Origin of the sequence: Stenotrophomonas sp. GD03930 (assembly GCF_029839665.1) — a bacterium.
GTDB classification, from domain to species: Bacteria; Pseudomonadota; Gammaproteobacteria; order Xanthomonadales; family Xanthomonadaceae; genus Stenotrophomonas; species Stenotrophomonas forensis.
In genome coordinates, this window is sequence record NZ_JAOCAV010000002.1 from 454440 (window position 1) to 467670 (window position 13231).

At 67.2% G+C, this 13231-nt stretch carries 14 protein-coding genes; 4 read left to right on the top strand and 10 right to left on the bottom strand.

The genetic code is table 11. From position 1 onward, the window contains the following. Nucleotide 1 precedes the first annotated feature (1 nt). The 8 genes from flgH to N5C18_RS12755 all read right to left on the bottom strand — a co-directional run bounded on the left by flgH (nucleotide 2) and on the right by N5C18_RS12755 (nucleotide 6240). Complete coding sequence (gene flgH / locus N5C18_RS12720) at nucleotides 2-694, bottom strand: flagellar basal body L-ring protein FlgH (RefSeq protein WP_279944747.1); 693 nt, start codon at nucleotides 692-694, stop codon at nucleotides 2-4. A gap of 22 nt (nucleotides 695-716) precedes the next feature. Then, a complete protein-coding gene (gene flgG / locus N5C18_RS12725) occupies nucleotides 717-1502 on the bottom strand; it encodes a flagellar basal-body rod protein FlgG (protein WP_005409571.1) in 786 nt (261 codons plus the stop codon). 102 nt (nucleotides 1503-1604) lie between these two features. After that, nucleotides 1605-2354, bottom strand: a complete 750-nt coding sequence (locus N5C18_RS12730; RefSeq protein WP_006443951.1) for a flagellar basal body rod protein FlgF — start codon at nucleotides 2352-2354, stop codon at nucleotides 1605-1607. 32 nt (nucleotides 2355-2386) lie between these two features. Beyond that, the gene (gene flgE, locus N5C18_RS12735) at nucleotides 2387-3610 is read right to left on the bottom strand and encodes a flagellar hook protein FlgE (protein ID WP_279944749.1); all 1224 of its coding nucleotides are present in this window, start codon (nucleotides 3608-3610) and stop codon (nucleotides 2387-2389) included. 32 nt (nucleotides 3611-3642) lie between these two features. Beyond that, nucleotides 3643-4326: a flagellar hook capping FlgD N-terminal domain-containing protein gene (locus N5C18_RS12740; protein ID WP_049457671.1), complete on the bottom strand. Its 684-nt coding sequence runs from the start codon at nucleotides 4324-4326 to the stop codon at nucleotides 3643-3645. Nucleotides 4327-4349: 23 nt separating this feature from the next. Further along, nucleotides 4350-4757: a flagellar basal body rod protein FlgC gene (gene flgC, locus N5C18_RS12745; RefSeq protein ID WP_005416461.1), complete on the bottom strand. Its 408-nt coding sequence runs from the start codon at nucleotides 4755-4757 to the stop codon at nucleotides 4350-4352. A 3-nt stretch (nucleotides 4758-4760) separates the two neighbouring features. Beyond that, nucleotides 4761-5156, bottom strand: a complete 396-nt coding sequence (gene flgB / locus N5C18_RS12750) for a flagellar basal body rod protein FlgB (RefSeq protein ID WP_005409576.1) — start codon at nucleotides 5154-5156, stop codon at nucleotides 4761-4763. 139 nt (nucleotides 5157-5295) lie between these two features. After that, nucleotides 5296-6240 carry a chemotaxis protein gene (locus N5C18_RS12755; protein WP_053449684.1) on the bottom strand — a complete coding sequence of 315 codons (945 nt, stop codon included), beginning with the start codon at nucleotides 6238-6240 and terminating at the stop codon, nucleotides 5296-5298. 210 nt (nucleotides 6241-6450) lie between these two features. On the opposite strand from N5C18_RS12755, the gene flgA reads away from it, so the two are divergent. The 4 genes from flgA (at nucleotide 6451) to N5C18_RS12775 (ending at nucleotide 9135) form a co-directional block, all read left to right on the top strand. After that, complete coding sequence (gene flgA, locus N5C18_RS12760; protein ID WP_053511944.1) at nucleotides 6451-7107, top strand: flagellar basal body P-ring formation chaperone FlgA; 657 nt, start codon at nucleotides 6451-6453, stop codon at nucleotides 7105-7107. A 75-nt stretch (nucleotides 7108-7182) separates the two neighbouring features. Next, nucleotides 7183-7488 (top strand): flagellar biosynthesis anti-sigma factor FlgM, encoded by a 306-nt coding sequence (flgM, locus tag N5C18_RS12765; protein WP_006444133.1) that lies wholly within the window; start codon nucleotides 7183-7185, stop codon nucleotides 7486-7488. Then, on the top strand, nucleotides 7485-7823 hold the full coding sequence (locus N5C18_RS12770) for a flagellar protein FlgN (RefSeq protein ID WP_006366325.1): 339 nt from the start codon (nucleotides 7485-7487) through the stop codon (nucleotides 7821-7823). The genes flgM and N5C18_RS12770 overlap by 4 nt, the downstream gene beginning before the upstream one ends. 91 nt (nucleotides 7824-7914) lie before the next feature. After that, nucleotides 7915-9135 (top strand): ATP-binding protein, encoded by a 1221-nt coding sequence (locus N5C18_RS12775; protein WP_053511945.1) that lies wholly within the window; start codon nucleotides 7915-7917, stop codon nucleotides 9133-9135. Nucleotides 9136-9225: 90 nt separating this feature from the next. On the opposite strand, the gene N5C18_RS12780 is transcribed toward N5C18_RS12775, so the two are convergent. Both N5C18_RS12780 and N5C18_RS12785 read right to left on the bottom strand, forming a co-directional pair. Beyond that, on the bottom strand, nucleotides 9226-10998 hold the full coding sequence (locus N5C18_RS12780) for an EAL domain-containing protein (RefSeq protein WP_008265945.1): 1773 nt from the start codon (nucleotides 10996-10998) through the stop codon (nucleotides 9226-9228). A gap of 4 nt (nucleotides 10999-11002) precedes the next feature. Beyond that, complete coding sequence (locus N5C18_RS12785) at nucleotides 11003-13105, bottom strand: PAS domain-containing sensor histidine kinase (RefSeq protein ID WP_279944751.1); 2103 nt, start codon at nucleotides 13103-13105, stop codon at nucleotides 11003-11005. Between the last annotated feature and the right edge of the window lie 126 nt (nucleotides 13106-13231).

The following is a 13231-nucleotide window of genomic DNA, read 5'->3' on the forward strand; positions in this document are numbered from 1 at the left end:
CTCAGAACGGCGTCAGGCCGGAGTTGAAGAAGCGGCTCAGCCAGCCCATCGCGTTGGACTGCGCGACCGGGCCGCGTCCGCCGTAGACGATGCGGGCTTCGGCCACGCGGCTGGAAGGAATGGTGTTGTCCTGGCTGATGTCACCGGGGCGCACGATGCCCTGCACCTGCACCAGTTCGTCGCCCTGGTTCAGCCGCAGGTTCTTCTGCCCCTGCACGACCAGGTTGCCGTTGGGCAGGCGCTGCACTACGGTGACCGTGACGCTGCCCTGCAGCCGGTTGCTCTGCGCGCTGTTGCCCTTGCCGGTGAAATCACGCTTGCCGGTCGCCGACGCGCTGAGGATGTCCTTGCCGCCCAGGGTGACCGGCGCACCGAGGATCGAGGGCGTCCCCAGGTTGAGGTTCGACTCCTTGTTGGTGGCGGTGTTGGAACTGGTCTGCGCAGTGGTGTTCTCCAGCAGGGTGATGGTCAGCAGGTCGCCGACATCGCGTGCGCGACGGTCCGAATACAGTTGCAGGGTCGGGCCGGCAGCGTAGATCGCACCGGCCGTCGGCGCGGCCTGCGGCGGCATGATCGGCTGGATCGGCGCCATCGCCGCGTAGGGGCGCACGTCGCCGGCGATCACGCAGCCACCGAGCAGGGCGGCCACGGCGCAGGCGAGGGCAGTGCGGGCGAAGGTGGAAATGGGCGACATGGCGGTTTCCCGGTTGGGCCGGTCAGAGCTTGTTGTTGAGATAGCCGAGCATCGAATCGGTGGTGGAGATCGCCTTGGCGTTCATTTCGTAGGCGCGCTGGGTTTCGATCATCGACACCAGCTCTTCCACCACGTTGACGTTGCTGCCTTCCAGCGCGCCCTGCACCACGGTGCCGAGGCCGTTGAGGCCAGGGTTGCCGTTCTGTGCCGGGCCGGAGGCGGTGGTCTCCAGGAACAGGTTCTCGCCGCGGGCCTGCAGGCCGGCCGGATTGACGAAGTCGGTAAGGGTCAACGCGCCCACTTCCACCGAGGCGGCGCCGTCGGCCATCTTCACGCTGATGGTGCCGTCGGTACCGATGGTCACCGACTGCGCGCCTTCGGGAATCTGGATGCCCGGCTGCACCGGATAGCCGCTGTTGGTGACCAGCTCGCTGTCCTGGTTGATCTTGAACGAGCCATCACGGGTGTAGGCCGAGCTGCCGTCGGGCATCTGCACCTCGAAGAAACCACGGCCGTTGACCATCACGTCCAGGGCGCGGCCGGTCTGCTGCTGGCCACCCTGTTCGAAGTTCTTGGCGGTGGCCACCACGCGCACGCCGGTACCCAGCTGCAGGCCGGTCGGCAGCTGCGTCTGCGCCGACGAGGAACCGCCGGGCTGGCGCACCTGCTGGTACAGCAGGTCCTCGAAGCTGGCACGGTCCTGCTTGAAGCCGGTGGTGTTGGTGTTGGCGAGGTTGTTGGAAACCACCGACATGCGCATCTGCTGCGCATCCAGTCCGGTTTTCGCGATCCACAATGCCTGGTTCATCTTCGGTGTCCTGTCTGGTGGAACCGGCCGCGCGATGCGGCCCTTGGTAGCGGGTGTGCAAGCGGTGTGCCAGCGCCGCGCTCGGGCGGCGCCGGAATTCCGTCAGCTGCCCAGGCGCAGCAGGCTGTTGGCGCTGCGCGCGTTGTCGTCGCCGTGCTTGATCACCTGCACCTGCATTTCGTACTGGCGCTGCAGCTGGATCATCTGCACCAGTGCACCGGCGGCATCGACGTTGCTGCCTTCCAGCTGGCCGCTGTGCACGGCGGTGCCCTGCGCGGGTGCGAACGGCTGTTGTGGGTCGGTGTTGCGGAACAGGCCATCGAGGCCGCGCTCGAGGCGCTCGTCCGGGGCCTGCACGACCTTGATCCGGCCGACCTGGGCCATGGTCTGCGGGCCTTCGCCCTGCGGGATGATCGAGATCGTGCCGTCGGCGCCGATCTCCATCGCCTGGTAGGGCGGAATGGCGATCGGATTGTTGTTGTCATCCAGCACCGGGCGGCCGCTGGAGGTCACCAGCTGGCCGTTCGGGGTGACCGACAATGCAGCGCCGCGCGTATAGGCTTCGCTGCCATCGCTGGACTGCACGGCCAGCCAGGTGCCGGTCTGCAGTGCAAGGTCCAGCGGCTTGCCGGTGATGTGCTGCGCGCCGGGCCGGCGGTTGAAGCCGGCGTCGACGTGCAGCGCATCCACCCGCGAGGCAAAGCCCGGGCCGCGGATCGGGAAGGCTTCGGTGTTGGCCAGCGCTTCCTTGAAGCCGGGGGTGTCCGAGTTGGCGAGGTTGTGGCTGAGCGTACCCTGCGCCTGCAGGGAGGCGCGGGCACCGGTCATCGCCACGTAAAGGGCTTTATCCATGCGGGGAGTTCCGTAGCAGGGTCAGCAGCTCATCAACGGATGTTGATGACGGTCTGGGTGATCTGGTCCTGGGTGGTGATCATCTGCGCGTTGGCCTGGAAGTTGCGCTGCGCGGTGATCATGTTGACCAGCTGCTCGGTGAGGTCGACGGTGGACGCTTCCAGCGAACCGGCCTGGATCTTGCCGAGGTTGGAGGTGTCCGGCATGCCGGTACGCGGCGTGCCCGAGCTGAAGGTATCCACCCACAGGTTGTTGCCCTTCGACTCCAGCCCTTGCGGGTTGTTGAAGGTGGTCAGCGCGACCTGGCCCAGCGGCTTGTCGGCACCGTTGGAGTAACGTGCGTAGACCACGCCGGTCTCCGACACGGTGATCTCGTTGAGCTTGCCGGCGGCATAGCCGTCCTGCTGGGTGTTGCGCAGGGCGAACTTCTCGCCGTACTGGGTCGAGCCGGTGATATCCAGCGTCATGTTCAACTGGCCGGCGCCGGTGTTGGGGGTGAAGGTGCCGAGGCTGACCTTGCCGTCCGCCGGTGCGGTCAGCTTGCCGCTGTTGTCGAAGGTGACCGGGGTCGGCGTGCCGGCCGGCTGGCCGTCCACGTAATTGCGCACGGTCCACTCATTGGGGTTGGCGCCCTTGACGAAGTACGAGACCTGGATGTGGCTCACGCCCAGCGAGTCGTACACGGTGATGCCGCCGCTGGAGTGGTTGTAGGTGTTGGAGTCGGTCGGGTCGAAGGTGGCGACGGTCGGCGGCTTGGCGTTGGCCGGCAGGGTGAAGCCGACCTTCACTTCGCTGGTCTGCTTCGGCGCGCTGTCGGTGGTCAGCAGCTGCAGGTCGACGATGCGGCCGGAATCGAAGTTGGTGCCGTCGGCATTCGGTGCGAACACCTGCAGGCGTGCGCCCTGCGGATTGACCACGAAGCCGGAGGCATCGGTCTGGAAGTTGCCGGCACGCGAATACACGCGGGTGCCGTTCATGTTCATGGTGAAGAAGCCCTCACCGGAAATGGCCATGTCCAAGCTGCGGCCGGTCTGTTCGTTTTGGCCCTGCTTGAACTGCTGGGCAACGTTGGAGACGCGCACGCCCGAACCCACTGCGTTCTTCGACAGGCCGTAGCCGGTGGCCGAGAACAGGTCGGCGAATTCGGCGCGCGACTCCTTGAAGCCGGTGGTGTTGACGTTGGCGACGTTGTTGGCGGTGACGCTCAGGTCGGAGTTGGCGGCATTGATGCCGGACAGCGAGACATTGAAGCCCATGGGATGCTCCTGGTAAGTGCGGGATGTGCGGCTCAGCTGACGCGGAGCACGTAGTCGATCGGGGCCGTGCCCAGGCCCTTGAGATTCAGGTACAGGCCGTCGGAGCCGACGGTCACGCTTTCCACCGGGGCCTGCACGTAGGTGGACAGCTTGGTGCTCTTGCCGGCGGTGTCGACGTGGTTGGCCACCACGCTGTACTTGCCGGGTTCCATGCGCTTGCCGTTGGCGTCCTTGCCGTCCCACTGGAAGGCGGTTTCGCCGGCAGCCTTGGCCTCCACGCTCAGCGAGGTGACCTTGGTGCCATTGGCATCGGTGATGTCCACGGTGATGATGCCGGCCGAGGGTGCGGCGACCGTGCCTTCAACACTGCCTTCCTTCTCCAGCACCAGCTTTTCCGACGGCACCAGCACCTGGTGGCCGACCAGCGCCGCACCACGCAGCACCTGGTCGCTGGCCATCGACTCCTGGAAGCCCTTCACCGTCTTGTTCAGATCGGTGATGCCCTGCACGGTCGACATCTGCGCCATCTGCGCGACCATCTGCGTGTTGTCCATCGGCTTCAGCGGATCCTGGTGTTGCAGCTGTTCGGTCATCAGCCGCAGGAAGTCCGCCTGGTCCAGCGTGTTCTTCTTTTTCGTGGCGTTGCTGTTCGGAGCGTTCAGGCCGAGCGCGGCGTAGACGTCCTGGTTGGTCTGGTTGTTGACGGAGGTGGTCATGGCGGTATCCGGTACTGCGGGCCTCAGCGGCCCATGGTCAGGGTGGCCAGCGCCAGTTCCTTGGCCGTGGTCAACATCTCAACGCCGGCCTGGTAATTGCGCGACGTCGAGATCAGGTTGACCATCTGCGCCACCGGATCGACATCAGGCTGGTAGATGTAGCCGTCGGCGTCGGCCAGCGGATGGCCGGGCTCGTAGCGCTTGATGGGCGCGGCCTCGCTCTGGGTGATCTCCTTCACCTTCACCGACGTGATGTTCGGATCGTTCTTGCTGGTGACGGCCTGGAAGATCGGCTCCAGCGGCTTGTACACAGCGTCGGCGGAACCGGCGACGGTGTCGGCGTTGGAGAGGTTGGAGGCGATGGTGCTCATGCGCACCGACTGCGCCTGCAGCGCGGAGCCGGCGATGTCGAAGATCGGCAGGTTGCTCATGGCTTATTGCCCCGTGATCGCGGTCAGCATGGAACGCACCTTGCTCTCGACGAAGCTGAGCGAGGCGCGGTACTCGAGCGCGGCACGGCCATAGGCGGCACGCTCGGCATCCGGGTCGACGGTGTTGCCGTCCAGGCTGGGCTGTACGCCCTCGCGCGCGATCTGGAACGGGTTCAGGCCACTACTGATCTCGTAGTGCTGTTCGTGGGTGGTGGCCATCAGGCCGTTGGCATCCTGCCCCTGGGCGTGGCGCAGGGCGGCGTCGAAGTCCAGGTCCTGGGCCTTGTAGCCGGGCGTATCGGCATTGCCGAGGTTGCTGGCGATCAGCTTCATCCGCTGTTCGCGCAACGGCATGGCCTGGGCATGGACGCCCAGGTAGTCGGTAATCAGGTTGCGCACGGTGCACTCCCACGGGAACGTTGCCCGGGAAGCTGCAAGCGGTGTGCCAAACAGGGGAGGGGAGTGCCGGCCGCTGGCCGGCTCCCCGGTGTCTCTGCGGTTGCCGGCCAGTGGCCGGCACTACCGGATCAGCAGACCGTCAGGCCGCCAGCGCGACCTTGCGCAGGCGGTCCAGCACGAAATCGGCCAACTCGTGCGGCGAGTACTTGGCGACGAAGGCGTTGGCGCCCACGCGCTCGACCATCGCATTGTTGAATACGCCCGACAGCGAGGTGTGCAGCAGCACGTACAGGCCGGCCAGGCCCGGGTGCCGCCGGATTTCCGTCGTCAGCGTGTAGCCGTCCATGGCCGGCATCTCGATGTCCGAGATCACCATCGCGTAGCGTTCGGCCGGGTTCTCGCCCGAGGCGTGGATCTGCAGCAGGTGGTCCAGCGCCTGCTTGCCATCGGACAGCAGGGTCGCCCCCACGCCCAGCTGGTCAAGCACGCTGCGGATCTGCTGGCGGGCCACGCGCGAGTCGTCCACCACCAGCACCTGCAGCTGCGGGCCATCGGCGGGCATCGCCATCGCCGGGTCGAGCACGGCTTCACCGCGGACCTGGGCAATGTCGGCCAGCACGCTTTCGACGTCGATCACCTGGATCAGCTCGCCCTGGAAGCGGGTCACGGCGGTCAGGTAGCTCGATTCAGCGCCCAGCTCCGGCGGTGGGTGGATGTCTTCCACCGCGATGTTGACGATGCGCTCCACGCCACTGACCAGGAAGCCCTGGATCGAGCGGTTGAATTCAGTGACGACCAGGTAGCCGGGCGAGGTGTCCGCATCGGGTTCACGCTCGGGGTGGCCGATCGCCAGGCCCAGGTCCAGCACCGGCACCGAGCGGCCCCGCACATCGGCCACGCCGGAGAACTGGCTGGGCAGCCCGGGCACCTGGAACAGCTCCGGGCGGCGCAGGACTTCCTGCACCTTGAAGACATTGACGCCAAAAAGCTGACGTCCGCCGAGACGGAACAGCAGCAGCGCCAGGCGGTTGTGGCCGGCCAGTCGGGTGCGCTGGTCGATCCGGTTGAGCAGGTCATGGGACATGGCTGCTGTATCGGCGCGGTCGGCGCCGAACTTGAGCGATTTCGTAGAGTCGAGCCATGCTCGGCCGAGTCTCTTGTAGAGTCGAGCCATGCTCGACTGGCTGTTCGGAGAAGAGCAGTCGAGCATGGCTCGACTCTACAGAAGGCGACCCCGTCGATCTGGCACATCCCTTGCACGCATCTGGGCCAGATCCCCTCGACAGGAGGCGCCATGCGCCGGGTCACATTTCTGTATGCCATCGCCCTGGCCCTGGCCACGCCCTGGGCGGGCGCCGCTGACTGGCAGCCCGTGGCCAGCATCCGCGCAGCAGCGCTGACGACGCTGCCGGCCGGCAGCGAAGGCGAGGCCCAGGTGGCCGACGCGCTGCGCCTGCCGAAGTGTGGTGGCGCGCTGCAGGTGCAGCCCACTGCCAACACCACGGTGGAGGTCAGCTGTCCCGATGCAGGCGGTTGGCGCCTGTTCGTGCCGGTGAAGGTACGGCGCAACCAGACCGTGCTGGTACTCAATCGTGGAATCGGCACTGGAGAAACCCTTACCGCCGCCGATATCACCACTGCCCAGCGTGATGCAGCCCGGATAGCCGGTGCGGTGCTGGCCGATCCCAACGCGGCCATCGGCCGCATCGCCCGCCGTCCGCTGCAGGCCGGGGCCCTGCTGTCGAACAACGACCTGGTGGTGCAGCGTCTCATCAGGCGAGGAGACAATGTGGCCCTGGTGTCGCGTCGCGGCTCGGTCGAGGTGCGCATTGCCGGCCGTGCGATGGGTGACGCGGGCGAGAATGAACGGGTCTCGGTGGAGAACCTGTCCTCGCGGAGGATCGTGCAGGGCACGGTCGATGCCGCAGGTGACGTAATCGTGGCGCGTTGAATTACCGCAGAATATCCCTAAAGATCACGGCCCAGCGGCCGTTATCCCTTGTGAACGGCAACTCCAGGACACCCCATGAGCCAGAAAATCGACGGCAACCTGCAGGTCCCCCAGGCACTGCGCAGCGTGACGACCCCGGCCAGCAAGCCCGGCGTCAGCAGCGATTCGCCGGCGCGCCCGGTCGAGGCCGCCGACAGCCTGCGCCTGACCGGCGAGGCCACCAATCTGCAGGCCATCGAGCGTGAGCTGACCACCGCCCCGGCGATCGACGCCCAGCGCGTGGCCGCCGTGCGCGAGTCGCTGCAGAACGGCACCTACAAGATCAATCCGGACGCGATCGCTTCGCGCATGCTCGATCTGGACCAGCAGCTGCAGGGATGACCGCAGCGATGAGCGAGCCGCTGCAGCGTCTCGCCCAGGCCCTGGACGTTGAGCGCCAGGCCCTGGTCGAGCACGACGTGCACGCCCTGATCCGTGCCACCGGCGCCAAGCTGGAAGCACTGCGTGCGCTGGAAGGCGCACCGCCGGTCGGCGAGGGCGAACAGCTGCAGGAACTGGCCGAACGCAACCGGGCCAATGGTGTGCTGCTGTCGCGCCGCCGCCGTGAGGTCAACTGGGCGCTGCGCCAGCTGGGCCGTACCGAAGACGCCTCGGCCTACGACGCCAAGGGTCAGTCGCACACGGTCACCGCCCGCCGCCCCCTCGCCGTCGCCTGACGCGACGGCGATCGCACACCCCCTCCCCGCGGGCTGAAGCCCGCCGCGCGACCGCGTATATTGGGCGCCTGTTCGAACGCCCCGAGTTGCCGTGTCCGCTGCCAACGCCCTGGTTACCGCCCCCCTTCCGCCGCAGCCGGTGCTGCAGGCGCTGCTTGAGCGCCTGCGCGAAGGCCTGCTGCTGTTCACCGAGGACGGGCAGGTGGCCCTGGCCAATCCGGCCGCGCAGAACCTGCTGGCCAACGGCGAGGACGGCGCATTGCCGCCGCCGCAGCGCCTGCGTGAACTGTTGCCGCCCGATGCGCTGGAGCAGGCGCGCCAGCATGGTCACTGGAACGGCAGCCTGCCGCTGGGCGAGGGCGTGGTCATCGCCCACCTGTACCACCACGGCCCGGTCGGCGGAGGGCACTTCCTGGCCCTGTTCCGCCACATCGAAGGGCAGGAAGACTACGAACGCGAGCTGCAGCAGCGCCACGCCGAACTGCGCCAGGCCTACCTGCGCCTCAACGGCACCCAGGAAAAGCTGCTGCAGTCGGAGAAGATGGCCTCGATCGGCCAGCTCGCCGCGGGTGTGGCGCACGAGATCAACAACCCGATCGGTTATGTGCACTCCAACCTGGGCAGCCTGCAGGAGTACCTGCGCAGCCTGTTCACCGTGATCGAGGCCTACGAGCGCGCCCTGCGTGCGCCGGACCCGAAGGCGTTGATTCCGGAGATCGACGATATCCGTGACCGCCTCGACATCGACTTCATCAGCCGCGACCTGCCGCAGCTGATGGCCGAGTCGCGCGAGGGCATCGAGCGGGTGACCCGCATCGTGCGCGACCTGAAGGACTTCTCGTATTCCGGTCGCGATGAGTCGTGGAAGCTGGTCGACCTGCACGCGGGCCTGGAATCGACCATCAACATCATCTGGAACGAGCTCAAGTACAAGGTCACCCTGGTGCGCGAGTTCGGCCAGCTGCCGCTGGTGGAGTGCCTGCCGTCGGAACTGAACCAGGTCTACATGAACCTGCTGCTCAACGCCGGCCACGCCATCGCCGAGCGCGGCACCATCACCGTGCGCACCGGCGTTGATGGCGATCATGTCTGGGTGGAGTTCGAAGACACCGGCGGCGGCATCTCGCCGGAACTGCGCCAGCGCATCTTCGATCCGTTCTTCACCACCAAGCCGGTGGGCAGCGGCACCGGGCTGGGCCTGTCGATCTCCTACAGCATCATCAACAAGCACCACGGCCGCATCGACCTGGACAGCACCCCGGGCGTCGGCTCGCGCTTCCGCGTGGTGCTGCCCGTGAAGCAGCCGCGCTGACGGCTTAGGGTAGTGCCGGCCGCTGGCCGGCAACCCCATGCAAGCAGGTACCGCGAGGTAGCCGGCCAGCGGCCGGCTCTACAACGCCGGTTACCGCTGCGGGCGATCCTCGCCACCTTCGCCGGTTTCAACCGGCGCTGGCCCGGCGTTGCTGCGGCGCTGTTCCTCGTAGGTGCGGAATGCCTGGTGGATGTGCTTGCGCAACTCGTCGTCGTTCCACGGCTTGGTCAGGAAACGGTAGATCGCGCCACGGTTGATCGCGTCGGTCACCGTGTTCAGATCGGTGTAGCCGGACAGCACCAGGCGGATCGTATCCGGGTACAGCATCTTCACCCGGCCGAGGAACTCGGTGCCGCTCATGTCGCTCATGCGCTGGTCGGACAGGATCACCTGCACGTCGTTGATCGCCAGCAGGTCGAACGCATCGCGCACGTTGCCGGCGGCGAGGATGCGGTAGCCGTCGCGGCGGAACAGCCGAACCAGCGAGCGCAGCACGTTCTCCTCGTCATCCAGCAGCAGCAGGGTGCGATCGGGACGGGTCTCGGCGAACGCCTCCGGGCGCAGGTAACGGCGGCGCAGGGTCATGCCGGCGGCATCGGCCGACATCGGTTCGCCGAACAGGTAGCCCTGGAACACATCGCAGTCGTTGCGGCGCAGGAAACCCAGCTGCGCCTGTGACTCGACGCCATTGGCGATCACGGTCATACCCAGCTGGTGGCCCATGGCGATGATCGCGCGGGCGATGGCGGCCTCGCGGTTGCCGGCCGGCGCGCTCTTGATGAAGCTGCGGTCGATCTTCAGCTTGTCCACCGGATAACGCACCAGCGCGCTCAGGCTGGAGTCACCGGTACCGAAGTTGTCCAGGCTCAGGCTGATGCCTTCATTGCGCAGGTTGGCCAGCGTCTCGTGCACGAAATTGACGTTGTTGGTCAGCGCGCTTTCGTTGATCTCCAGCGTCAGCATGTGCGCCGGAACACCGGCGGCCTGCATCAGCGACATCACCTCGGCGAAGAAGTTCGGCCGCAGCAGCTGCAGGGTGGAGACGTTCACCGCGATGGTGAAGTCATCGAAGCCCTGGTCGCGCCACATGCGCGCCTGCTTCAACGCGCCTTCCAGCACCCACGTGCCGATCTGCACGATGATCCCCAGCCGCTCGGCGGTACGCATGAAGCGCTCGGGTACCAGCATGCCCAGCGTGGGCGACTGCCAGCGCAGCAGCGCCTCCATGCCCACCACGTGGCCGTCGCGGGCGCTGACCAGCGGCTGGTAGCGCAGCTTCAGTTCGCCGTTGGGAATCGCATCGACAATCTGCCGCGCGATGATGCTCTCGCTGTGCGCGCTGGGCGGAGTATCCACCGCGTGGATGCGCACCGCGTTGCCGCCTTCGCGCGCGGCCTGGTACAGCGCGTCTTCGGCGTGGTCAAGCAGGCGCGAAGTGCTGCTGGCATGTTCGGGGCACAGGCTCACGCCCAGCTTGCCGGTCATGAACAGCGTGTACGGCAGCACCGACAGCGGCAGCTCCATCTGCTGCCGGATCTCCTCGGCGAAGTCTTCCGGCAGCGGCACGTCGGCGGTGCGCGGTACCGCGATCAGGAATTCGTCGCTGCCGTGGCGCCACAACTTGCCACGCCCGCGCAGGTAGGACTGCAGGCGCTGCGCCACCAGCACCAGGGCCTGGTCGCCCACTTCCGCGCTCATGTTCTCGTTCACCGAGGCGAAGTGGTCGATGTCCACATGCATCAGCATCAGCGCGGTACCGCCCGAAGCCGCGTCGGCGACCATCGCCTGCAGCTCGGGATTGCCGGCGCCAAGGCGGTCGGGTGCATCGTCGATGCTGACCGGGGGCAGGTTGGGATTCCACATAGGCTCAGTATTCCGGTGACTCAACGGTGGCCATGCCGGCCGCCTGGTAGGGGAGGTGGACGTCGACGAGGGTGCCTTCGCCATGCGCGGACTCGATCCGTACATGGCCACCGACACTCTGCGCGCGCTCGCGCATCACGATCAGGCCAAGCCCGCGCGGTCCATCCGGGTCGAAACCTTCGCCGTCATCGCGGATCTGCAGATGCAGCCCGCGTTGCCCGACGTCACGCAGCTGCAGCTGCACCTGGCTGGCGCGCGCATGGCGCAGCACGTTGGTCAGGCTCTCCTGCGCGATGCGGAAGCAGGCCTGTTCGATGCTGTTGTCCGGGCGATGCGGCAGCGGCTCGATCTCGGCCAGCAGTTCAACCGGCGAGGACCGGAACAGCACGCGTGCCTGCCAGCTCAGCGCGGCCTCCAGCCCCAGTGCGTCCAGCTGCGGCGGGCGCAGCAGGGTGGAGATATCGCGCAGCTTGGCCACGGTGGTGTCGGCCAGGCTGACGATCTGCGCCAGGTCCTCGGCGCGGCGCTGCGGGTCATCCTCGTCCTGCGCCGCATAGGCCGACAGCTTGATCGCGGTGATCGCCTGGCCGATGTCGTCGTGCAGGTCGCGGGAGATCGCGCGGCGCTCGTCCTCCTGCAGCGAGAACAGGCGGCCGGCCATCGCCTGCAGCTCGCGGTTGCTGGTTTCCAGTGCGCTGCGGGTGCGCTCGGAATCGCTGAGGTCGCGCACGATCAACAGCTTGCAGTCGCGGCCGCCATAGCGCACTTCACCCACCGCCAGCCCGGCATGGAAGCTGCGGCCGTCGGCGCGCTGCATCGCCACCACGCTGCTGTGCCCGGGGCCCAGGTGCGGCTGCCCGGCGCGCAGCTGGCTGCGCACCCGCGCCAGGTCACCTGCAGCGACCAGCGCTGACAGCGGCTCGCCCAGCAGGGTGTGGCTGCCATAGCCGAACAGGCTGGCAGCCCACGCATTGGCATACAGCACGTGTTCGTCGGAGAGAATCACCACGCCATCGGGCAGCACCCGCACCAGCTCGCGGAACTGTTCCTCGCGCTCGCGCAGCAGGCGCCGCGATTGTTCGCGCTCGGTCACGTCCTGCAGGGTGCCCAGCACGCGGCTGCGGCCGGACTCATCAATGCCACTGGCGGCGCGCAGGTGCACCATCAATGCACGGCCGTCCATCGACAGCAGCGGCAGCAGCACGTCCACCTGCACCGGGTCGCCGGAGCACAGCTCGGACAGCAGCTGTTCGGTCTGGGTGGCGGTGGCCGGGTCGGCCGGCACCAGCAGTTCGTCGAAACGGTGCCAGCGGCGCGCCTCGGGCGGGCGGCGGCCGAGCAGGCGATAGACCTGGTTGGAATAGCGGCCCAGGGCCGTGGATGGGTCCAGCTCCCATGCGCCGATGCGGGCCAGCTCGTGCGCCTCTTCCACCCGCGCCAGTGCCTGGTCACGGCGCAGCTGGGCCAGGTCCTCGGCGGTGCGGTCGATGGCGATCAGCAGGCGGGCATTGTGGCCGTCGTAGCTGATCGCATTGGAACGCAGTTCCATCTGCCGCAGGCTGCCGTCACGCAACTGCAGCTGCGTGCGCAGGATGCACAATTCTTCCGGCGCCTCGCGGATTGCTTCCAGCTTGGTCTGCAGGGCCTGGTCCTGGCCTGGCGGCCACAGCGCATCGATGGTCTGCTCCAGCAATTCGTCGCGTTCCCAGCCGAAGGTCGCGCAGGCGGCAGGGTTGGCATCGAGGATGGCCAGCGTATCCAGGTCGTAGACCAGGATCGGGCCGGGATTGCCCTCGAACATCTGCCGCAGCCGCAGTTCCGACGCCTGCTGCCGGGCATGGGTCTGCAGCACGTGCTCGGCCAGCGGGCGCAACAGCAGGTACAGCAGCCCGGCGCTGGCCAGGGCGAAGAATGCACCCTTCAGGCCCTGCCACAGCGCGGCCTGCTGCGGGTCGGGCACCAGTGCCTGCACCGCGCCATCGGTCGCGATCATCCAGGCCAGCGCCATCACCAGGTAGCTCAGCACCACCCGCCGCCGGTCGCGGCTCAGCGCCTGCGCCATCCGCGGGTCGGAAACAGGGGCCTTGCCGGTAGGGTCTGCGGGCATGGATGGGAGGGATGAAAGGGGCGCCGGCCATCTTACCGCGCGGGTGTGCCCTGACCACTCAATTATCCGCCGCAGGCGCCGTTAACCACTGCGTGCCCCGCTGACGGGCGTGTCATCCGGAGCAAG

Coding starts and splice junctions, on each gene's coding strand:
- N5C18_RS12785 (WP_279944751.1), bottom strand. CDS start 13,105: ATGCCCGCAGACCCTACCGGCAAGGCCCCTGTTTCCGACCCGCGGATG.
- N5C18_RS12780 (WP_008265945.1), bottom strand. CDS start 10,998: ATGTGGAATCCCAACCTGCCCCCGGTCAGCATCGACGATGCACCCGAC.
- N5C18_RS12730 (WP_006443951.1), bottom strand. CDS start 2,354: ATGGATAAAGCCCTTTACGTGGCGATGACCGGTGCCCGCGCCTCCCTG.
- N5C18_RS12770 (WP_006366325.1), top strand. CDS start 7,485: ATGACCGCAGCGATGAGCGAGCCGCTGCAGCGTCTCGCCCAGGCCCTG.
- flgM (WP_006444133.1), top strand. CDS start 7,183: ATGAGCCAGAAAATCGACGGCAACCTGCAGGTCCCCCAGGCACTGCGC.
- N5C18_RS12755 (WP_053449684.1), bottom strand. CDS start 6,240: ATGTCCCATGACCTGCTCAACCGGATCGACCAGCGCACCCGACTGGCC.
- flgA (WP_053511944.1), top strand. CDS start 6,451: ATGCGCCGGGTCACATTTCTGTATGCCATCGCCCTGGCCCTGGCCACG.
- flgG (WP_005409571.1), bottom strand. CDS start 1,502: ATGAACCAGGCATTGTGGATCGCGAAAACCGGACTGGATGCGCAGCAG.
- flgC (WP_005416461.1), bottom strand. CDS start 4,757: ATGAGCAACCTGCCGATCTTCGACATCGCCGGCTCCGCGCTGCAGGCG.
- N5C18_RS12740 (WP_049457671.1), bottom strand. CDS start 4,326: ATGACCACCTCCGTCAACAACCAGACCAACCAGGACGTCTACGCCGCG.
- flgH (WP_279944747.1), bottom strand. CDS start 694: ATGTCGCCCATTTCCACCTTCGCCCGCACTGCCCTCGCCTGCGCCGTG.
- flgE (WP_279944749.1), bottom strand. CDS start 3,610: ATGGGCTTCAATGTCTCGCTGTCCGGCATCAATGCCGCCAACTCCGAC.